This is a genomic window from Pseudomonas sp. 37 R 15, from assembly GCF_900004865.1.
GTDB lineage: Bacteria > Pseudomonadota > Gammaproteobacteria > Pseudomonadales > Pseudomonadaceae > Aquipseudomonas > Aquipseudomonas fluorescens_AM.
In genome coordinates this window covers 34991-55571 of sequence record NZ_CVTV01000022.1, presented here as the reverse complement: position 1 = coordinate 55571, position 20581 = coordinate 34991, and the positions used below count along the sequence as shown (strand labels likewise).

The window sequence follows — 20581 nt, the reverse complement described above, 5'->3', positions numbered from 1 at the left end:
ACGTCATGAAGTCGCAAAAAGTGAAGGTCCTGGGCGCCCTGTTATGGGCCTTGGCGATGGGCGCGCAGGCCGCGGATGAGGACGATATCGAAGGCATGAGCGGCATGCTGAATGTGCTCGGGTCCATGCATGAGTCGCCTTGCAGCCTGGAGATGACGTCGCTGCACCAGACCGTCGACCTGGACGCCGTGTCGACCAGCCAGTTGCAACGGCCCGGTGACCAGGCGACCCCCAAGGCTTTTCAGCTGCGGTTCACCGATTGCCTGCGCACCGCCGGCCGTATCCGCAATGAACGTACCGGCAACCTGACCTGGAGTGCTTACCAACCGGTGCTGTCGGTCACATTCGAGGCGCCGGCCGATGCCGACGATCCGCGGCTGGTCAAAGTGCAGGGCATTACCGGCATGGGCCTGCAGTTGACCGATGCCCTCGGTCGCGACGTGCAGTTGGGCTCAAGGGGTCAGCCGCTGTTTTTGCCCGTGGGCCGCAATACCCAGACCTGGAATGTACGGCCCACGCGCACCGCTGCGCCGTTGACCGCCGGGGCATTCAGGGCCGTGGTGGATTTCAGGCTGACTTATGAGTAGGGGTGCAACGATGGCTAAATCAATCGGCTTGATTGCCGGCGGCGTGTGGATGGCGGTCAGCCAGGCCTTGCAGGCCGAAACCAGTTTGACCATTCGCGCGGTGATCATCGCGCCCCCGCCGTGCGTCATCAACGGTGGCAGCACGCTGGATGTACCGTTCGGCAATGACCTGCTGACGTCACGGGTCGATGGGGTCAATTACCGGCGCGGGGTGCCGTATACCGTGACCTGTGATTCGCCATTCAGCAATGCGTTGAGCCTGGAACTCAAGGGCACGGCGGCGTCGTTTGACAACCGCGCGCTCGCCACCCGCAAGGCGGACCTTGGCGTCAGGCTGTTTGTGAATGGCGCTGACTGGCCGCTCAATACAGCGGTGAATTTTACCTATCCCAATTTCCCCGTGGTGCAGGCGGTGCCGGTCAAACGTGCGGGCAGCACGCTGACCGGCGGGGCCTTCGATGCCACCGCGACCCTGGTGGTCGACTACCAATGATGGTTACCGATAAAGAGAGGAACGACCCATGACAGCTTGGCAGCCGCGAGCCTTGCTCGCTCTGTGCGTCATCGGCCTGTGCAGTGGAGCGTCGGCCAACTTGACGTTCAGCGGGACACTGAACGAGCCGCCTCCGTGCACGATCGATGCGGGCAACACCATTGAGGTCGATTTTGGCGATGTCGGGGTAAAACGCGTCGATGGGGTGAGGTATCGCAGAGCGGTCGGCTACGCGATCAACTGCGGCACCGACACCCTGCCATGGGCATTGAAACTGAGTCTCAACGGCACGCCCACGGCGTTTGACGGTTCAGCGGTGCAGACCAGCGTGCCTGCGCTGGGCATTCGGGTGTTTCAGAACAACCTGCCATTCCCACTCAATACGCCCCTGGACATCACCTTGTCGTCACCGCCGACCCTGGAGGTAGTGCCCGTGCAGCAGCCCGGTGCAACGCTGCCTCCGGCCAGGTTCACGGCGGTGGCCACGTTGTTGGCCGAATACCAGTAGGAGCTGAATCGATGCGATATCAAAGGGTTCAAACGGCAGGCCTGGCCGTTCTGCTCGCCATCGGCCTGATCCCCCTGGGCCAGGCGGCGGACAATCTGCGTTTCAAAGGCAACCTGGTTGAAGAGGCCTGCACCCTGCGCCCCGGCGACGAGGCCGTCACGCTGGAACTCTGGGACCTCACCAGCAAGTACCTGTATATCAACACGCGCTCGGTGGGCAAGCGTTTCAAGCTGCACCTGGAAGACTGCGATACCACGATCGGCAACTCGGTGACCATCACCTTCGGCGGCGCCGAGAGCAGAGAGCTTCCCGGCTTGCTCGCACTGGACGGTGGCAGCGGCGCCTCGGGCATTGGCGTCGGCATGGAGACGCTGAGCGACAAACCCTTGCCCTTGAATACCGTCAGCGACAGACAGGTGTTGAGCGACGGCAGCAATGCCATCGAGCTCAAGGCCTATGTGCAGGGCGAGCCGACCGCCATCAAGGATCAGACCATCGGGCACGGTGCGTACACGGTGACCTCAACTTTTACGCTGGACTATCCCTAGGCTGTGGCCGGGTAGAGCAGAGCAACAAGAGATCAAGATGAAACGACTCTATGGCGTTATAGCGCTTCTCGTCCTGCTGGGTGTCAACACGGCCGTTCGAGCAGCTGATTGCCGCGTGAATGGCGGAGCGTGGCGATATGTTGGAGACGGTGGGATCCTGAATCTGCAGGTCCCCGTCACGGTCAGAGTGGGCTCGGACAGTACCCGTCTGATCCTTGAAGGTGCATGGCTGGAGTGCCGATTTACTCCATCCCCCGCTCACCCTGCGCGCATAGATTATTGGGGAACCTCTGCGCAGGCCGGTTCCCCCTGGGTGCCCGGCCCGAAATTTTCCGCGCAAGGTACTGGCTTACGCATAAACGGCGCGTTTTATAACACCCCTGTGCCGTATAACATCCGGATCGCGACCATGCCTAATAACGGTCTGGGGTACCCCATCAACGTAGCCCCCTATATCTTGCTGAGAAACGATCCGAGCAACCCTATCGACGTTCGAAGAGGGGACATCCTGGGCGCGTTGAATCTTCACCAGACCAACAACTACAGTTCGGGAAGTACCAGGCTCGTACTGACGTACACCGCCGATAACAACTTCGGCATCTCTCCATCGACCTGCACGATCAACAACAACAATCCCATCGATATCGACTTCGGCACCGTGAATCAACGGGCCATAGGCACTGACCCGCTGACAACCTCGATTGTCAGCCACCGCAGGCTCACCTACTCATGTCCGGATGGCGGGATCACTACACCGATCACCATTACTTACAAAGGCGGCCCGTCGTCGTTCGATTCACGTTTGTTGCTGATGAACAATCCGGACGTGGGCACGGCGCTTGTCCGCGCGGGTTCAGTGGTACCTGTGAACGATGCGTTCCTGACCCGTATCACCAACAGCACAGGCGGGGACGATGTGACGTTTGCTCTCGTTCGGCGCAACGGGGCGCTACCGAGCGCGGGGGGCGTAAGCGGCAGCGGTGTGCTGGTGATGGGGGTGCCCTGATGCATAAGATCCAGCCCGCTCGCACAGGGTGGCACGCTCTATTTATCAGGCGTTCGAGAGAGATCAGAATGAAACGACTATCTGGAGCCTTGGTGCTTCTTGCTCTGACGGGTTTTGCTACGACCGCGCAAGCTGTCCATTGCCGTGTCAATGGAGGGAACTGGGAAACCGGCAACCCCAATCTACAGGTCCCCGTTACGGTCACCCTCAACGCGGACCGTACACGCATCATGATGGAAGGGGCGAGGCTGGAATGTCGTTACTCCGCTGGGCAGGGCCCGGGGTGGGGGGTGGACTATTGGTCGACGGGTAACGCTTCAGGTACCCCCTGGACGCCCGGCCCGTCATTCGGCGGTCAACAGACGGGTTTGAGTATCAACGGGGCGTTCTATAACACCCCGGTTCCTTCGGGCATAAGGGTGGCGACCATGCCCAACAACGGGGTCGGTTACCTGATCAATGTCGTCCCCTTTATATTGGTGCGTAATTTTCCTTCCAACCCCATCAATGTTGTAGCAGGGGACAATCTTGGTGTACTACGCCTGATCGCCACGAACAACTACAGCTCGGAGACTGCAAACCTCAGGGTTACTTACTTTGCCAAAAACGACTTCACCGTCTCCCCGTCAACCTGCACGATCAACAACAACCACCCCATCGAGATCAACTTCGGTAACGTGCACCAGCGAGGGATAGGCACCGACCCGCTGACATCGTCCATCGTCAGTAACCGCAGGCTCACCTATTCATGCCCGGATGGCGGGATCAATACACCCATCACCATCACGTACAAAGGCACCCGCACCGGTTTCGACTCTCGCCTGCTGTTGATGAACAATGCCGATGTGGGCACAGCCCTGGTGCGCAATGGGTCCGCCGTACCGGTCAACGGTTCGTTCCTGACCCGCATCACTAACAGCACGGGCGCCGACGACGTGACGTTTTCCCTGGTTCGTCGGGCGGGCTCGTTGCCGGCCGCCGGCCCCGTCAGCGGCAGCGGGATACTGGTGATGGGCGTGCCCTGAACACAGCGCGGTACCCAAAGCGCACCGCATGCCCCTAGAATGCCCGTTCCACTTCCTCTGGCATCTGGGGCACTCATGCACATCTCTTCGGGCCGCTGGGTCTACGGTTTTCTCCTGACCCTGTTGACCGCGCTGCTCTGGGGCATTCTACCGATCAAGCTCAAACAGGTATTGCAGGTGATGGACCCGATCACGGTGACCTGGTTTCGCCTGATCGTCGCGGGCAGTTGCCTGTTTATCTACCTGGCGTTCACCCGGCGCTTGCCCAGCCGCAAGGTACTTGGCCCCAAGGGCGGCTGGCTGGTGGCGATGGCCGTGTGCGGGCTGGTGGGCAATTATGTGTTGTATCTGGTGGGTTTGAAGATGCTGAGTCCCGGTACCGCGCAACTGGTGGTGCAGATGGGGCCGATCTTTCTGATGGTTGCCAGCGTATTTGTGTTCAAGGAGCGTTTCAGCCTTGGGCAGGGCGTGGGGCTGATGGTGCTGATCATTGGCTTCGGGTTGTTCTTCAACCAGCGCCTGGCTGAGTTGCTGACCTCGATGGGCACCTACACCGCCGGCGTGTTGACGGTGCTGCTGGCGACCAGCATCTGGGTGTTCTACGCCCTGGGCCAGAAGCAGTTGCTGACCGTGTGGAATTCGCTGCAGGTGATGATGGTGATCTACCTGTCGTGTGCGGTATTGCTCACGCCGTGGGCGCATCCGCTGCAAGCGCTGCAACTGAGCCCGCTGCAAGGCTGGCTGCTGCTGGCGTGCTGCATGAACACGCTGGTGGCCTACGGCGCCTTTGCCGAGGCGCTGGCGCATTGGGAGGCGTCGCGGGTCAGTGCGACCCTGGCCCTGACGCCGTTGGTGACCTTTGTGGCGGTGGCACTGGCGGCGTGGCTGTGGCCGGATTTTGTGCAGGCTGAAGCGATCAACGCCTTGGGCTATTTTGGCGCGCTGGTGGTGGTGATGGGCTCGGCGATGGTGGCGCTGGCGCCGTCGCTGGTGGCGGGGCTCAAGGCTCGGCGTGCGCGGTTGGTCTAGGGGTATGAAGAGCCAAATGTGGGAGGGGGCTTGCCCCCGATAGCGGCCTCAGGGCTGGCCAGTATTTTGGATCAGACCGAGTACATATCCATTATTCAGTAACGGCCATTGACCGGGCGCCTAAGATCAAAAGCAAAAGCGCGGCGGCCTTGGAGCCGGCCGGCATCTTGTGCCGAGCCCGGTGCAAATGTGCCCTCTGTAGGAGCGAGCTTGCTCGCGAAAAACGTTAACGATAACGCGTGCTTTCTGAACGAACGCGGTGCCTGTGAGTTTTTCGCGAGCAAGCTCGCTCCTACAATGGGTATCAGGGCAAGCCTCCCACCTTTGATCACCGGTAACCGTTGGCGCTTAGTGCCCGGCCTCCAGCATGTTTTCCGGGCGTACCCACTGGTCGAACTCTGCGTCCGTGAGGTAGCCCAGCTCCAGCGCCGCCTCCCGTAGCGTCAGGCCTTCGGCATAGGCCTTCTTGGCGATCTGCGCGGATTTGTCATAGCCGATATGCGGGTTGAGGGCGGTCACCAGCATCAGCCCACGTTCCAGGTGTTCAGCCATGTGTTCGGCGTCAGGCTCAAGGCCGGCGATGCAGTGTTCCTGGAAGTTGTTGCAGCCATCAGCCAGCAGGCGGATCGATTCCAGCAGGTTGTGGATGATCACCGGCTTGTAAACGTTCAACTGCAAGTGCCCCTGGCTTGCGGCGATGCCGATGGTCACGTCATTGCCGAGCACCTGGCAGGCCAGCATCGACAGGGCTTCGCACTGGGTCGGGTTGACCTTGCCGGGCATGATCGAACTGCCCGGTTCGTTGGCTGGCAATTTGACTTCTGCCAACCCCGCGCGCGGGCCGGAGCCGAGCAGGCGCAGGTCGTTGGCGAGTTTCATCAGGGCCACGGCCAGGGTTTTCAGCGCGCCGTGCAAGGTCACCAGCGGCTCATGGCCGGAGAGGGCGGCGAATTTGTTTGGCGCGGTGACGAACGGCAGGCCCGACAGTGCGGCCAGCTCGGCGGCAATCGCTTCGCCAAAGCCATGGGGCGAATTGAGCCCGGTGCCAACGGCCGTACCGCCCTGGGCCAGCTCGCACACGGCGGGCAGGGCGCTGCGGATGGCGCGTTCGGCGTAGTCGAGCTGGGCGATAAACGCCGAGAGTTCCTGGCCGAAGGTGATCGGCGTGGCATCCATCATGTGGGTGCGGCCGGTCTTGACCAGCTTCATGTGCCGCGCCGCCAGCTCCGCCAGGCCGCCGGACAGCACCGTGATGGCCGGCAACAGCTGCTCGTGCACGGCCTTCACGGTGGCAATGCTCATGGCGGTGGGGAAGCAGTCGTTGGAACTCTGGGAGCGGTTGACGTGGTCGTTGGGGTGCACCGGGCTCTTGCCACCGCGGTTGCCGCCGGCCAGTTCATTGGCACGGCCGGCGATCACTTCGTTGGCGTTCATGTTGCTCTGGGTGCCGCTGCCGGTCTGCCACACCACCAGGGGGAACTGGTCGTCGTGCTGGCCGTCGAGGATTTCATCGGCGGCCTGTTCGATCAGGCGGGCGATATCAGCGGGCAGGTCGCCGTTGCGGTCGTTGACCCGTGCAGCGGCCTTCTTGATCAGCGCCAGGGCATGCAGGACCGCCAGCGGCATGCGCTGCTCGCCGATGGCAAAATTCACCAGCGAACGTTGGGTCTGGGCGCCCCAGTAAGCGTCATCCGGGACGTGGACTTCTCCCAGGCTGTCGGTTTCGATACGGCTCATCGGGCACACTCCTTCAGGTTCGTTTGCGCAGTTTAGGCTGTGATTGGCCAAGGGGGTTCCATAAAAGACGTTTCATCGATCAAACCACACCTGACACGGCCCGGGGTTGAGCCGCGAGGTTTTTTAGGCGCAGAATGGTCGCCCTTGGGGGTAAGACCTCGCCAGCTAGAAAAGGAAACTCGATGACTCGTCTTCGTGCCATCTGTACCGCGGTTGCTCTGGTTTGCGCCAGCGGCCAGGTTTTTGCCGATACCGCCAGCCACAACGCCAGTGCCGAAGCCTTCCTTACCCTGGCCCACGCTGACAAGCTGGGGACCCCGGTGTACATGCAAGTGCAGCAAATGTTCGCCCAGCGTTTCGAACAGACCAAGGCGCCTGCCGCCAAGCAGTCCGTACTCGACAGCTACCAGGCCAAAGCCAACGCCGCTTTGGACCAGGCCATCGGCTGGCCGAAGCTGAAACCGGACATGGTCAAGCTCTACACCACCAACTTCAGCGAATCCGAGCTCAAGGACCTGGTCGCGTTCTACCAGTCGCCTCTGGGCAAGAAAGTCCTGGAAAAAATGCCGCAACTGACCCAGCAATCGGCCCAGATGACCCAGGCCAAGCTGGAAAGCGCGGTACCGGTGGTGAACAAGCTGTTGGAAGACATGACCAACGAGCTGGCGCCAAAAGCCGCCGCACCGGCCAAGAAGAAGTAAGCAGGAATGACCATGCAACAGCGTATCGAAACGGCGCTTGCCGCCCTGGCCCCGGATCACTTGAATGTGCTGGACGAGAGCCACATGCACAGCCGTGGGTTGCAGACCCACTTCAAGGCCGTGCTGGTGAGCCAGCAGTTCGAGGGGCTTAATCGCGTCAAGCGCCACCAGAAGGTCTACGCCACCCTGGGTGACCTGATGAGCGAGTTTCATGCGCTGGCGCTGCACACCTACACGCCTGAGGAATGGGCGAAGGTCGACGCGGCACCGCCTTCGCCGACCTGCGCCGGCGGGCATTGAGTGTGGCCCCGACCCGCGTGAGTGGGTCGGGGCGATGCCAGTACCCGGACACACAAAACATCCTCCAGCACCACCTTGCTCAACCCCCCATCCTTAGGCTTTCAGGACTACTTATTCAGCAATAAGGTCTTGAGGTCATGTCTTATTCCCTCCATCGACACACGCCGTCCCTGGTCGCCATCGACCCGCGTGGGTTAATTGTTCGTAACGTCGATTACCACCGCTCAAGCGCAAAGGTTGAACCGCAGGCGCGCATTCATCGTCAGGTGTTTGGCAGTTCCGGCTTGATGATTGAGCAGTGGGATCCGCGCCTGTGGCAATTGTCGCGTTCACAGGCCGGCACTCAGGCCAGTCAACACACGGTCTACAGCCTTGGCGGGCATGCGTTGCGCGTTGCCAGCGCGGATGCCGGCTGGCGGCTCATGTTGCCGGGTGAGGCTGGGCAGTTACTGGAAGAGTGGGATGGGCGGGGCGCTTATCAGGCTCATCACTACGATCAATACGTGCGGCCCGTCGCCGTGTTCGAGCAAGCGGCCAATGACGAGCAACCACTCTGTGTCGAACGTATTGTCTATGCTCCCCACTCGTACGAAGAGGCCGTACGCAACCGCTGTGGCCAGGTGATTCGGCATGATGACGGTGGCGGTTCGTTGTTCCACGAGTTTTATGGGCTGCATGGAGACGTCGTCCAGCAGACTCGACGTTTCCGGCAGGCGACGGCTGCGCTGGATTGGCCGCCTGCCGATGCGCAACACGACGCACGCCTGGAACCCGAGCGTTTCCAGGCATCAACGGGTTTCAACGCGCTGGGCGAACGCCTGCATCACACGGATGCCAAGGACAATCGCCTGGAGTATGCCTATGGCGTTGACGGCCAGCCGGCGAGCGTCTTTGTTTCGCCCACGGGCGGCGTGCGTACGCAGTTGATGGGCCAGCGTCGCTACAACGCGGCGGGCCAAGTGATCAGCGAACATGCCGGGAACGGCGTTGTGCGTACCCTGCATTACCGTGAAGTCGATGGTCGCTTGCGGCAGATGAGTGCCCGTGTGCCAGGGCCGACGGGCACAGTGCTGCAAGATCTGACTTACGATTATGACGGCATCGGCAACGTTGTGCGGATCGACGATCTTGCCCAGCCGACACAATGGTCGAGCAACACCCGGATCAGTTCGGGCAGCGTCTATGAGTACGACACGTTATCGCAATTGATCAAGGCCACCGGGCGTGAAACCGCCGGCAACAAGGGTGGCCCCACGTTACCAGCGAGGGTGGCGTTCGGCTCGGCTGACGACAGCGTCTGGCGTCGCTACACCCAGCAGTTCAGCTATGACGAGGCCGGCAATTTGCTTGAGTTGCAGCACGTGCCCAGCAGCGGCACGGGGTTCACGCGCCAGATGAGTGTGGCCGCCGACAGCAATCATTTCGTGCCGCAGGCCGATGGCAGGGGCGTGCCGGGGTTGGGGCAGGGCTTTGACCGCAATGGCAATCTGCAAGCACTGGAGGGCGGGCAAAGCATGGGCTGGGATGTGCGCAATCAGCTGGTGCGCCTCACGCAGGTGCTGCGCGAGGGAGGAAACGACGATGAGGAACGCTACGCATACGATGCGACCGGCAGGCGCATCCTCAAGCGCCGGGTAACCCAGGCCAGGGGCGTGGTGCATACGGCGCAGGTGCGTTACTTGCCAGGGTTGGAGATCCGCCATGACAGTGCAACGGGGGAGCAATTGAATGTACTCGACATCGATGTCGGTACGCTCACCATCCGGGTACTGTCCTGGGATCGTCACCCCTCGGGCGACAGCCAGGCGGTGCAGATCCGTTACGGTTTGTCGGACCACTTGGGCAGCAGCGCACTGGAGCTGGGCGAGCAGGCGCAGCTATTGAGTCAGGAAAGCTATTATCCCTACGGCGGTACCGCGTGGTGGGCGGCGAAAAGCGCCAGCGAGGCGAGCTATAAATTCATCCGTTATTCGGGCAAGGAACGCGATGCCAGTGGGCTGTCCTACTACGGCTTCAGGTATTACGCGCCGTGGTTGTGTCGCTGGATCAGCCCGGACCCGGCCGGCGATGCCGATGGTTTGAATGCGTACGCCATGGTGGGCGGTAACCCCGTCACGAAAGTCGATGAGCATGGGCTGACGTCGACTCCGGCCTTGGAGCAGCCTCGGCAGACACAACTGCGCAGGCTTTCCATCAGTCGCAGGCTCGCGCATATAGCGCGTATTGCTCGACCCAGGATGCAGGCGGGTGCATCGGCCGCGATTCGCGATGGTTTATCCACCTATATTTCCAATACCTTATGGACGGGCGTCGATCTGGCAGTCTTCAGCACTATCCAACCGACGGCGCAACGCAACCAAATCCTGCGCATTACCGTCGCGGCGCTGGATGCAGTGTCCACGGCGCATATGAGTACGGGTGTCGCCGGTAATTGGACGCAATATGCGCCACATATCGGTGCTATTTTTGCAGGTGCCGCAGGTATGGGGTATGCCATGTATGGCGACTCGATAGGCGATCAAGCCGAGCACAGCTGGGACCCGGTGACAGTCCAGCGCTTGGGCGGGCATGTCCGCGCGCTCTCCAGGGAACTTGTGCAGCAGATCATCCGTGGCCACGGTACCGGCGTCTCCTGGGGCAGCACGCCGCTGCGGGGCAGGGTTACGCGCACCGCCGGAGCGACGGCGGCCTATGGCCTTGCAACCGTGGCCAATGCGATGTACGGCGGGGAAGTACCCGCCCTGATGCAACCCAATGTCTCACCTCTGATAGAAGCCTACGATGCAGCAATGGGAACGATGATTCGTGGCGGTCACCCGACGGCCAGCCAAGATATCCATGGTCAAACCCTGCAGCTGCCGGACCCCGCCGCGACGGCGCACGGTGGGCTGAGCCGAATGTTCAATCAGGTGTGGACGCACTGGGCCGCGCGCGGTGTCGAAGCATTGGCTGTTTCGTTGACGGGCTTGCCCATGGCGGCCCAAGGTCGGGTCACTCAAAACCTTGTGATGGCGGCCCGCGGCGTGTTTTCTGCGCTGACCGAATGGCGTGGCTTTTTCGTGCAGTTTGCCAGGGGCGGGTACTCGGCCTTGGCGATGGGCTGGCGCCGAGGCCCGCGGTCCAGGTAGGAGGATGAATGGGCCGCCGTCCTGCCGGGCGGCCACGGATTCAAGCCTGCGGTGATCGTTCCCAGGCGTGGGAACGATCAAAAACTGGAGTGCACCTATCCGATCAGCCGGGCCCTTATCGCTCGTCAGTCAGTGCTTTGGAGGCGGCAGCTTGCAGTTCTTCGTAGGTATCGTTTTCATCCTCGTTGACGGTGTACCAGGCCCAATAGGTGGTACGCCGCATGAATCCTCCTGCGGTCAGTGTCTTTGTCGGGCGCCCGAGGGGGTCGTAGAACTGTCGGTCGCTGTGGCCCAGCTCGCGCATGGATTGATCATTGACGTAGGCGTGCTTGTCGGCGAAGTAGGGGCGGTAGACGCGAATGACCAGGCCCTTGTTGTTGTATTCGACACGCTCGCTGACGCGCCAGCGGGGGTCGGCTTGCACGTGGCGCAGCTGTTTCTTGAAGGTGCCGGGTACCGTATCGGGTAGGCTGTCGACCAGCAAATTGCCCTTGTCATCAACCGCATTGGCCAGGCCTGGCTCAGTCTTTTGCTTGGTCTGCAAGGTACGGCTGAAGCCATCCCAACAGGTCAAGGTCATACGGATCTGTCGGGCGGCATCGTCCGGGTAGCGGTCGGCTTGCAACATGAGCCCATGTACCGGTGTCCGGCTGGCTTTGTCGATCAACGCCTTGAGTTGTTTGTCGCTGTCGCTGAGCCCCTGGCGCGCCGGTGGGCCCAGACGCATCCTCGCGCTCGCGCGGATATGCCCGCTGGGGAGCAAATAGGCTGCGGCGACCCACTCTGGCTTGACCAGGGCCATGTCGACCGTGCCCATCCAACTGAATGGGGCATAGCAGTGCAGGCTGGCCATGCTCTGCAACACGCTTTGCGCGTGTTCTATGGCAAACCCGGGCGTTACATCCTTGGGCGGGCGGTAGCTCTCCAAGGCGGCGAAACCTACTTTGCGGTTGTGTTCGTGACCGTGAAAGGTGTTGACGAGCAGTTGCCCGAAACCGTCATAAAGTGCTTCTTGAATATTGCCATTGGGGTCGACGATTTTTGTCGGCAGCAGCAATCGATAGTCGTATTCGGCTTTGGTCACACAACCATCGGGCATTTTCACACGCACGGTTTGCAACACGCAGGCGTCATAGCTGAGCGTTGTTTCACCATGGGCCTCGGTGGCTCGCAGCGCCCTTAACCGATAAAACTGGGTGGCCATGCCATAGCGGGGAAAGTGCCGGCGAATCGACCATAAGCGATTTTCCTTGGGCGGCACTTCGCCGTCGAATAGAAAAAACAGCTCCAGGGTGTGATAGCCGCTGTCGCTGAGCTTTTTTACCAGATCAACTGCAGGTTGGTTGGGCATCGCCGGTATGTCCTTGTAGGCATTCAGGGCGTTGTCATCCAGCTCTGCGGTTTCCAGGTAATCGGTCAAAGCCTGGGCTGTAGCGTCGCCGGGCTCCAGGGTTTTACCCAAGCCACCGGCTTGTCGATAACGCTGCACGGACAAGCCGCTCAGTTCGCGTTTGGCACCAGCGGCCAATGGCCCGTCGCGGTTGTCGATGAACCCTTCATAGGCGATACGCCCAAGGTCTAGCCCGCCGGCCGCCGGTGCCTTGCCCAGCACCAGGGCATTGTTTCGTTGACGGTACGGTAACGCCAGACGCCAGTTTTGTGCGTCGTCCAGATGAATGTGCTGTGCCAGCGTTTCGCTCAGGTAATAGAACTGCTGCGCGCTGTCATGGGTGTCGCGCCACCAGCGCTTGTGATGTTCATCGACCAGCACGGCGGGCGGTAAGCTGGAGGCGCTCGTACGGCGGGCGTAATGCAGGGTGACGCCATGCACCAGGCAGCCATAGGCATCCCAGCGCAGGTTGATCTGGTGTTGGCAGACGGGATCGTCTTTCACCCCTTCATATTGGTAGGTGATCGACTCCAGGGCCAATGGCAGTAGCCGGGCATAGGGCGTATGGGCACTGTTCGGCGCCAGTTCGCGGATCAGATAACGCTGTTGCTTGACGCAATAGGGCACGGTGCCTTGTGCCGGATCCGCCGCTGCCACCTCCACCCGTAGCACACTGCCGCTGAGTGCGCGTGCCACTTCGCGTGCCAGCGATGGCGCAGGATCGCTGATCAAGTCGTCGTGATGGTCCAGCGGTTGTGCCCCGGACGTCGCCTTGTATCGGCTGACCAGCGTGCGGCCCATGGCCTTGGCCTGTGGGTCGTGAGTGCTATGGCCGAGGGTGGGCATGTCGATGGATTGCCCGGTATGAAACCAGGTCTTGGTGCGCACAGGTGCGCTGAAACCCTGGGAGTGTTGTTCGTCTTTGTTGCTTTCGGTGTCGGTTTGCAGTACCAGCCCGAAACCCCGAAATTCGCGGTCTGTGCGGTCGTAATAAGCCTGGCGATAGCGCCAGTGTCGGGTCAGTTGGTTGCCGGTAATTGCGTCCTGTTGGGTTTGTTGGCTGACCAGCAGCAGCGCAAAGGGTAACTGGCTGACAGCAGGCTGGCCGTTGGCGGGACGCTCACGTTTTTCATCCAGCCATTCCTGGGCACTGCTGCGATACTTGATCAAGGCCTGAGCACCCATGTTGTTGTCGGTTCCCAGGAGCAGCCAGGGCTTCTGGCTGAAAAAGTCGTAGCGCCAATGTACGGGGGTCTGGTGGGCGGCGGTCAGGATCAGGCTGGGGCAGCCCAGGCCGTCCACGTCGACGACGTTGACCTGACAGTGGTCGTCGTACCGCACGCCCTCCGGCCATGGGACTTTGATCGCCTGTGCTTCGAAGCCGTTACCCCCTTTATTGAGAAAAATACACAGGTGAGTGTTGCTCAAATACAGCAAGTCGGTAGCGCCACCTCCATTCAGGTCGACGAGCAGTACATCGGCCGCCTTGAATGTTTCATAACGCAACGGCAACGTGGCCAACACAAACCCTTGGGCAAAACGCCCGCGACCCAGGTTTGGCCAACATTTTATTTCGTTATGACGGATACGTACCAGATGCTGCTGGCCTGTGGCGAGCACATCGCTGAACGCCACCAGTTCATTGGGCGAGTCAGAAACGATCGGCAAGGTGTCGTCGAGCGTATGCGGCACTTCGATGGAGGGTTCGAAGCCTTTTTTTCGGCGATTGGCATACAGGCGCACGCTACGCGGGCCGATCATGGCAACGTCAGGGCGTCCCGTGCCCATCAAGTCGGCAAGTATTCCCTGGGGATGGAAAAATTCCGACGGGAACGCGTCGAACGGCGTGAAGGTTGACCAGTTGCGCTGTTCGTCCAGGCTGAAAAAGCCGCTCATCCCAGGTTGGGCAACCAGCCAGTCCAGACGGCCATCGCCGTCCACATCGGCCAGCGCCTGGTGGATGGGCCGGGTGCTGTCGGCGACCGGCACCCGCGCCAACTCCCGGGCGGCGCCGTAAATCACCTCGTCGCCGGTCTTCGTGTGCTGCGGCCTGAGGGGTTCACGGTAGTACCAACTCTTGTCAGCGCGATACAACACACCGGGTATGCCCTCGCCATACAGATCGACCAGTTGATAACGATCGCTGTCATGCAGCCCGGGCAGTGAACTGAAGGGTTGATAGCGGCTCGGGTCCACCTTGAGCTGGCTCGACTGGTAAAAACACTCCAACGGCGGGCGGCTCACACTATTGCCCGCGCTGTCGTAGGCCTGCTCATGCACCGCGCTCAACAGGCTGACATGGCTGGAGGTGCGGTATTCCAGCAGCAGACGCTTGACCAGCACCGGGTCAGCGCCCATTCGCGCTTCTTTGGGGAAGTGATGAAACATCAGGATCTGGCTGCAACGGCGTAGGGTGCGCAACTCGAAGCCGTAGGCAAAGTCCGAGCAGGGGTCGGGTCGTGCCGGCCAGTCCCGGGTTCTCCGGTACGTCGGCCGCTGATCCAGTGCGAGGGCGCGTTCGCCGTAATCGAACAGCAAGTGAAAGTGCCAGCCCATGTCCGGCTCATCGTCGGTCTGCCAGAGGTAAAGCTGTTCCTGCTCCCTGGCGGTGAAGTTGGCGTAGCAGACGCGCTCCAGGTAATGCCGGGCTCGACAGTCCCTCGGGTAGCGTGAGCGATCGGTTTCTTTTTTGTAGTGATAATAAATATGCTCGCCGTGGGCACTCAGGCTTTCCTGCAACAACCATTGCCCCACATGGTGCGGGTGGTCCGGATCGGCAATTCGGGCCAGTGGGGTTTTCCCGTAAAAGTGCTGACTGCCATCGGCACCGCGTAGCAACCAGAAGCCCGCCGTGTCAGCTGCCGATTGCCAGTGTTCGATACGGTCGAAGCGGGTCTCGACCCTGGGGAAGTGGCGGGTAACCGTATATGCGCGGGGCAGTGGCAAGCCATTGAAGGATGCAAGGCTGCTACGGATGATTGCCCCCTCGGCGTCGCGTTCCGGTAGCCAGATTTGCCCGTCGGGGCCCAGCACCGCATCGTGCACCGTGTACCCCGGCACGCCATGGGAGGTGCGTTGGCTGACGGCGCCCAGGTGCACGCCCCAGCCCAGGCCGAAGGGGCCGTTACCGGCGCCGCTCTGGTAGGTCAGCGACATGGCTGGCGTGTAGCCGCGCGCGGGCGAGATCGGCAACGCAATTTCAAAGCTTGCCGTACCACTGGAACCGATATCGCCCCAGCCCTTGCCGGTGCCCTGGATAGCGGCACCGCCCTTGGGCAGGGCCGGGGTATTGACCTGCAGGTTGTGAGTGTCGTCGCTCATGCCTGACCCCCGCCGGCAGCGGCCACCCTGGCGGTGTAGCGCAGGTGAATGACAATATCGTTGATGGATTCCAGCACGGCTTTCTGCCGGTCCGGGTTGGGAAACTCCAGGGTCCAGTCGGAAATGGCCCCGGTGTATTCGAAGGGCAAGTAGCGATCGTTGCTCTCGAAGTTGAGCGTGAACAGACCGTTGTCATCCAACCCGGTGGACAGTGCGATTTGCTGATGGGCACGCATGTCGCTGCGTCGAGCGCCCGTGGGCAGTACGATTTCGTTGTGGGTCTGGGTCAGTATCGCCTTGATGTCCTCATAGGGCCCCAGGGTCGCGGGCAACGACACGCTGATGCCTTTGATTCGCCGCAGGATGTGCTTGGGGTAATCCTCGTCAAACAGCGTCCCGGTCAATTTGAAGCACAGCGTGCCTTTAGCGACCAATTGTTTTTTATGCTCGGCCCACTTGTCTTGCGTAGTCGAGGGTTGAGTGTCGTTTGTACGGGTGGGGGGCGTGGTGACTACGCAATCGATCAGGCGATGACGCAGGGAGATGGTCTTGACGATCTCCAGGTCTCGCACGTTTTGGTTCAGGTAAGCTGCATTCATGTTCAACAGCGACAGCTTCAGGGCCTCACCTGCCAGGTAACCGCGGTAGTTGTTGTTCCAGGCACTGGGCTGGATAAACGTGCGCTCATAATCTGCTATTTCGTACTGCCAGCACGCTTGCGCGGTACGGCACAGGGAAAGGCCAAGGTCATAGACTTGGTAGTAGAACTTGCTCAGTTGTGCATTGAGCCAGTCATATAGTTGCGCCTTGGTAAAGCGCTTGGCCAGTAATTGGTAGTTCGACCAGGCCTGGGCCAGGGAGGTCTCGGCCAGGCGTAATTGCAGGCGCGTGGCTTTTTCCTGCTCCGCATAGGCGTGTAATTGGGCATCGATCTGGGCCAGTTCGAGTTGGGCTTGATCCTGGGCATGCGTCCATTCTTGCGCCCGGCGGTTGAATTGCTCGGTACGGTCCAGGTCCGCGGCAGTGCTGCGCAAGTGCGTCGCAATGCCTTGGGCCACGGCTTGGGCGGCATAAAACGGGCCTTCCCAACGCCACCCGCCGCTACTTGTACCGAAGATGTTCGGCGCCATCATCGCAATGCCGGCCGCTGCGGCGGCGACGGAGCCTGCGGTCTCGAATCCGCTGCTGATCAGGTAGAGTTGGCCCGCGTTCGCTTCTGCGAGGCTGATGCCTTCGGTGAGCAGGCGTTCGTAGTGGCGCATCCGGGACTCGATCATGCTCCGACTGGCGCCGAGTGCCTGGCGGTTTTTTTCGTCGATCAACAACGCCTGGTGTTGTTGGGTTACGACGATATTGGCCAAGTCCCAGGCTTGTTGTTGCTGCAACTCCAGGTATTCAGCCTGTTCCTTGCGCTCAATCAGGCTCAGCACCGTGTTGCCCAATTGAATCACGGCTTCAGTTGCTGTGAGGGCGTGGCCCAGCATGGTCTGAAAGCGATAATGACCGACTTGCGCGTCAATGAACGTCGCCACGCCTCCTTCGCCGAAGGCACCTTTGCTCTGGCTGGCCAATAGTTTGAGAGGGGAAAGCGGGGTTGCGTACAGCGACAGGCGCAAGGGCTTGCCGGTGATATCGAGATTATGCCGCAGGTTATGCAGACGGCTTTCGAGCTTGTCCCAGCGTGCGACTTGCTCGGTATTGAAGGGGAGGCACAGATTATCGGTGTCTGTGAGCGACGCCAGTGCGGTAGCTTCGGTCGCAGGGTTGACAGTGATTGATGGGGTTTGCTGCTCCAGTTTTACCAGGGCTTTAGAGCGCTCCTTCGTCAGGTGTTCGAGGGTAATTTCATCCCACGGTTCAGTGGTGGTGACGCGGGGGCGTGGCCCGAGAAAATGATTGGCTCGTGTGTACCAGAGTTTGGCTTGGGTGAGGCTGTCGGGGGTGAGCTGTCGATAGGCTGCATCGCCACGATTGAGCAGTATATCGAGATAAAACAGGTAGATTGCTTTGCGAAAATGCACGGGTGCGCGCATCGCCAGTTTGTGTGGGTCGTTGGTGACGGAACCGGGGCGCAGGTCGGTACGAACAAGCTCTTTGAACCCCCAGAATGCAGGGTGTTCGCTGGCCTGATCGGCCAACCGCCCTGGGTCGAAGAGGTATTTGAGCCAGGCTTGTGCTTGGCCATACTGCTGCTCCTGATTCAGGCGATGGGCAACCAGCCAGGGCACGTACAGGAACAGCTCCCAGAAGTGCTTGCTATTAGCCCCGTTAAAATCAATGTCTGCTGCTGCTCCGCTGGGTGTGAGTGGAGGTTCTTGCCACGTTTTCGGCGTTAACGAGAACAACGTATCAAGGCTGTCATTGGCCGCCTGGGCCAGCTTGCCGGCAATACAGGTATTTGTGCGAACGGTGGCGGGCATGTTGGCCGGTGGGGTGGAGGCGCTCTTGGAGAAATCAATAAATTCGGCGGTGCCGAGTATTCCTGACGTATGCCTTTTGATCGTCGGCGCCAGTTGCTGGTTGAGCGTTGCGTCAGCGTCGGAAGCGGCCGGTTTCAGGGTTGTCGCTTTCAGGGCATAACCGAGGATTGTCGAGTCCAGGTTGGCAGGCTCAAGCGTCGCCACCCCATGTATCAGGGTGATGCCGGACTCTTTCTGCTCCTGTGTCAGTGCAATACGAGCCGTGACCCGATGCCCCTTGGTTAATTCGGGGGTCGATCCGTGGAGGCTTTCGTGGGCAGTGTTCTGATAGTTGATGATTTGATGTGAGTTGGCGCTGATGAACTCGGTAAATGGATAGTCTTTGAAATTTGCACTCATGATGATGTGCTTATAGGCACGTAATGTGGACGTGGTCACCTCGGCCTTTTTGATGATCAATGTATTTTGTGCGTGCAGCGAGTTCTTTTTATTGAGCCCTGTGTATCGACTGTAGCGGTTGAGGGCGACAGCGATGTGTTTACCTCCACTGGTGTATAAATTTATGAAGGCCGTCTTGTCGATGAAATTACCTGCCAGTGAGAAGCCGCCTGCGATCTGGTTGTTGTTCGTCAGGCTGATCAGTGATCCGTTCTCGGCATGTACAGCGTTGGGGAACTCCTCGTGTGTGACCGGGTTTTTAAAATAAAGGCTGTAAAAGTCCGTGTTCCATTCGTCAGTCGTGCCGGTGATGTAAGAGCCAGAGGCCAGTTTGAGCTGAGTGGTTTTCGGATTGTCCAGTGCGTCGTCTGTTTTCAGCGTGATCGTAATGTCCCTGGGCGCTTTTGCTTTTAATGTGACACTGTAGGACTGTTTGAAATCGCCATTGAGGGTGGAGAAAAATACAATCTCGTTGGTGTTTGAATCAAAAGAAACATCACTGGGTTCGGTGTCTTTTATCTGTTCTCGAGCTTTTTCCAGGTTCCAATCCTTGTTGTCTTCGATATTTGTTTCCTGCGTGATGGTCAGCGAATGCCTGGCTGCGGGCGTCACCTTGAACTGCAAGTTACCCTGGTTTTTGTGAGCGAAGAACGTGAGGTATTGCCGAGCGCGGTCAGGCAGTAACTCGCTGTAATACCCGCTGACGCTTTGATCTTCACCTTTTGCTACAGCCTGCACTTTTGTCTTCTGTGACGGATCGAAGGATTCCAGGAGTCGGTTTATCTCCTCGGCCACCTGTGAGCCGGGCAGCACGCTGTAGCGTTCGGGGCTGCCGCCGTCGGCGATGGTGGTGATGTTGAAGGACTGGTCGATATGGACAGCCTGGAAAAATTTCCCAATAAAATGCTCCTGCTGTTTAGGGTCTTTACGGCTGGTGGCGAGCACACTTAAAAACAGTACAGGGGGACCGTTGCTGTCGACGATTGCCACCGTTTGTGTAATGGTTTTCAGAAAGGCTGCAGTCAATGCGTTGACGTCTTCGGTGGCGCAGTATTGCTCGATGCAGGATTTAGGTGCACTCCAACTGCTGTCGTGCTTTTTATAAGAAAAATTGAGGCGAAATTTGACGTAGCGACTGTTGATCCATTCGGTCTGCTGTTTTTTTTCCGCAGGATCGGGTTGCGTCGGTTTGACGGAACTGGTGGCGGCGGGCTTGATGCATTCGGCCCAGATGAGAAATAGCCGGTTATTGAAATACACCGGCCGGATACTTTGCTCGGCGGTGGCGTCGGAGACCGACACGTTGATTTTTTCCCAGTCTGTCCAAGCGTCCTGAAAAAGTACCGAGCCTGCGCGTTTGGACAGGTCGAGGGAGCGCCAGTAATAGGTGTGTTCGGAACTCGATTTACCGACGAAGTAATAGGTGCCGCTATACAGGTCGCTCAAGCCGGCGTCGATATAACCGTTGATCGTGCGTATGTTGGCGATTTCCTCGAACCTGGCCAGGTAATTGTGAACCGCCGTGGTGACGGTATCCGCTTGAATTCGATACTGGCTCAGGTCGTTTTCCAACTGCTCAAAGCTGTCGGTCTTGGCATGCCGTAATGTCGGGTCCAAGTAGTTGGCGGGGTGATACTGCAACTGCTGGCTGGCGTTCCAGAGTGCGTAGGTGTGCAACTGTTCGCGCCATAACTTGTCCTGTGCCGGGGTCATGCGCCGCTCTTCATAGCCCGGTTCCAGGCCCAGCTGGATGCGCGTGATGTACTGTTGCAGGCTGGAGATGGCACAGGCTACCGTGCTGGTCTGCACGGCTTGGCTGACTTGTACATCGAGCAGCCAGTATTCGTATAGGTCGGCGGCCTGGGTGATGTTGTTCTCTAGTTTGCCAGGTACCTTGTGGGTCAGGTAGTACGCGAGCATGGCGTCGCGCAGGCTTTCATTGAGCAATTG

The 20581-nt window shown here is 59.8% G+C and carries 13 protein-coding genes; 10 read left to right on the top strand and 3 right to left on the bottom strand.

Features of this window, described 5'->3' with window-relative positions:
- Window positions 1-5 precede the first annotated feature (5 nt).
- From BFQ04_RS07290 to BFQ04_RS07260, 7 genes are all read left to right on the top strand, one after another.
- Window positions 6-587 (top strand): fimbrial protein, encoded by a 582-nt coding sequence (locus tag BFQ04_RS07290; RefSeq protein WP_065950280.1) that lies wholly within the window; start codon window positions 6-8, stop codon window positions 585-587.
- Between the two features lie 10 nt (window positions 588-597).
- Complete coding sequence (locus tag BFQ04_RS07285) at window positions 598-1080, top strand: fimbrial protein (RefSeq protein ID WP_065950226.1); 483 nt, start codon at window positions 598-600, stop codon at window positions 1078-1080.
- A gap of 28 nt (window positions 1081-1108) precedes the next feature.
- Entirely contained in the window at window positions 1109-1588 is a 480-nt protein-coding gene (locus tag BFQ04_RS07280) for a fimbrial protein (RefSeq protein WP_065950225.1), read from the top strand.
- Between the two features lie 11 nt (window positions 1589-1599).
- Window positions 1600-2136: a fimbrial protein gene (locus tag BFQ04_RS07275; RefSeq protein ID WP_065950224.1), complete on the top strand. Its 537-nt coding sequence runs from the start codon at window positions 1600-1602 to the stop codon at window positions 2134-2136.
- A gap of 37 nt (window positions 2137-2173) precedes the next feature.
- A complete protein-coding gene (locus tag BFQ04_RS07270; protein ID WP_065950223.1) occupies window positions 2174-3142 on the top strand; it encodes a fimbrial protein in 969 nt (322 codons plus the stop codon).
- Window positions 3143-3210: 68 nt separating this feature from the next.
- Window positions 3211-4167 carry a fimbrial protein gene (locus tag BFQ04_RS07265; RefSeq protein ID WP_065950279.1) on the top strand — a complete coding sequence of 319 codons (957 nt, stop codon included), beginning with the start codon at window positions 3211-3213 and terminating at the stop codon, window positions 4165-4167.
- A gap of 75 nt (window positions 4168-4242) precedes the next feature.
- On the top strand, window positions 4243-5196 hold the full coding sequence (locus BFQ04_RS07260; protein ID WP_065950222.1) for a DMT family transporter: 954 nt from the start codon (window positions 4243-4245) through the stop codon (window positions 5194-5196).
- Between the two features lie 348 nt (window positions 5197-5544).
- Here the strand turns inward: BFQ04_RS07260 and BFQ04_RS07255 are convergent, their stop codons facing one another.
- Window positions 5545-6933 carry a class II fumarate hydratase gene (locus BFQ04_RS07255; RefSeq protein ID WP_065950221.1) on the bottom strand — a complete coding sequence of 463 codons (1389 nt, stop codon included), beginning with the start codon at window positions 6931-6933 and terminating at the stop codon, window positions 5545-5547.
- 182 nt (window positions 6934-7115) lie between these two features.
- Here BFQ04_RS07255 and BFQ04_RS07250 point away from each other — a divergent pair, with 182 nt between their 5' ends.
- The 3 genes from BFQ04_RS07250 to BFQ04_RS07240 all read left to right on the top strand — a co-directional run bounded on the left by BFQ04_RS07250 (window position 7116) and on the right by BFQ04_RS07240 (window position 11062).
- Entirely contained in the window at window positions 7116-7634 is a 519-nt protein-coding gene (locus tag BFQ04_RS07250; protein WP_003175221.1) for a DUF2059 domain-containing protein, read from the top strand.
- 6 nt (window positions 7635-7640) lie between these two features.
- Complete coding sequence (locus tag BFQ04_RS07245) at window positions 7641-7934, top strand: BolA family protein (RefSeq protein WP_065950220.1); 294 nt, start codon at window positions 7641-7643, stop codon at window positions 7932-7934.
- 137 nt (window positions 7935-8071) lie between these two features.
- A complete protein-coding gene (locus BFQ04_RS07240) occupies window positions 8072-11062 on the top strand; it encodes an RHS repeat-associated core domain-containing protein (protein WP_065950219.1) in 2991 nt (996 codons plus the stop codon).
- 115 nt (window positions 11063-11177) lie between these two features.
- Here the strand turns inward: BFQ04_RS07240 and BFQ04_RS07235 are convergent, their stop codons facing one another.
- Window positions 11178-15773, bottom strand: a complete 4596-nt coding sequence (locus BFQ04_RS07235; RefSeq protein ID WP_065950218.1) for a SpvB/TcaC N-terminal domain-containing protein — start codon at window positions 15771-15773, stop codon at window positions 11178-11180.
- Window positions 15770-20578, bottom strand: coding sequence for a Tc toxin subunit A-related protein (locus BFQ04_RS07230; protein ID WP_256544559.1), 4809 nt, complete (start codon window positions 20576-20578; stop codon window positions 15770-15772). Before BFQ04_RS07230 ends, BFQ04_RS07235 begins: the two co-directional genes overlap by 4 nt.
- Between the last annotated feature and the right edge of the window lie 3 nt (window positions 20579-20581).

Bases quoted from the DNA above. Each gene is read 5' to 3' on its own strand.
- BFQ04_RS07290 (WP_065950280.1), top strand. From the start codon at position 6: ATGAAGTCGCAAAAAGTGAAGGTCCTGGGCGCCCTGTTATGGGCCTTG.
- BFQ04_RS07285 (WP_065950226.1), top strand. From the start codon at position 598: ATGGCTAAATCAATCGGCTTGATTGCCGGCGGCGTGTGGATGGCGGTC.
- BFQ04_RS07280 (WP_065950225.1), top strand. From the start codon at position 1,109: ATGACAGCTTGGCAGCCGCGAGCCTTGCTCGCTCTGTGCGTCATCGGC.
- BFQ04_RS07275 (WP_065950224.1), top strand. From the start codon at position 1,600: ATGCGATATCAAAGGGTTCAAACGGCAGGCCTGGCCGTTCTGCTCGCC.
- BFQ04_RS07270 (WP_065950223.1), top strand. From the start codon at position 2,174: ATGAAACGACTCTATGGCGTTATAGCGCTTCTCGTCCTGCTGGGTGTC.
- BFQ04_RS07265 (WP_065950279.1), top strand. From the start codon at position 3,211: ATGAAACGACTATCTGGAGCCTTGGTGCTTCTTGCTCTGACGGGTTTT.
- BFQ04_RS07260 (WP_065950222.1), top strand. From the start codon at position 4,243: ATGCACATCTCTTCGGGCCGCTGGGTCTACGGTTTTCTCCTGACCCTG.
- BFQ04_RS07255 (WP_065950221.1), bottom strand. From the start codon at position 6,933: ATGAGCCGTATCGAAACCGACAGCCTGGGAGAAGTCCACGTCCCGGAT.
- BFQ04_RS07250 (WP_003175221.1), top strand. From the start codon at position 7,116: ATGACTCGTCTTCGTGCCATCTGTACCGCGGTTGCTCTGGTTTGCGCC.
- BFQ04_RS07245 (WP_065950220.1), top strand. From the start codon at position 7,641: ATGACCATGCAACAGCGTATCGAAACGGCGCTTGCCGCCCTGGCCCCG.
- BFQ04_RS07240 (WP_065950219.1), top strand. From the start codon at position 8,072: ATGTCTTATTCCCTCCATCGACACACGCCGTCCCTGGTCGCCATCGAC.
- BFQ04_RS07235 (WP_065950218.1), bottom strand. From the start codon at position 15,773: ATGAGCGACGACACTCACAACCTGCAGGTCAATACCCCGGCCCTGCCC.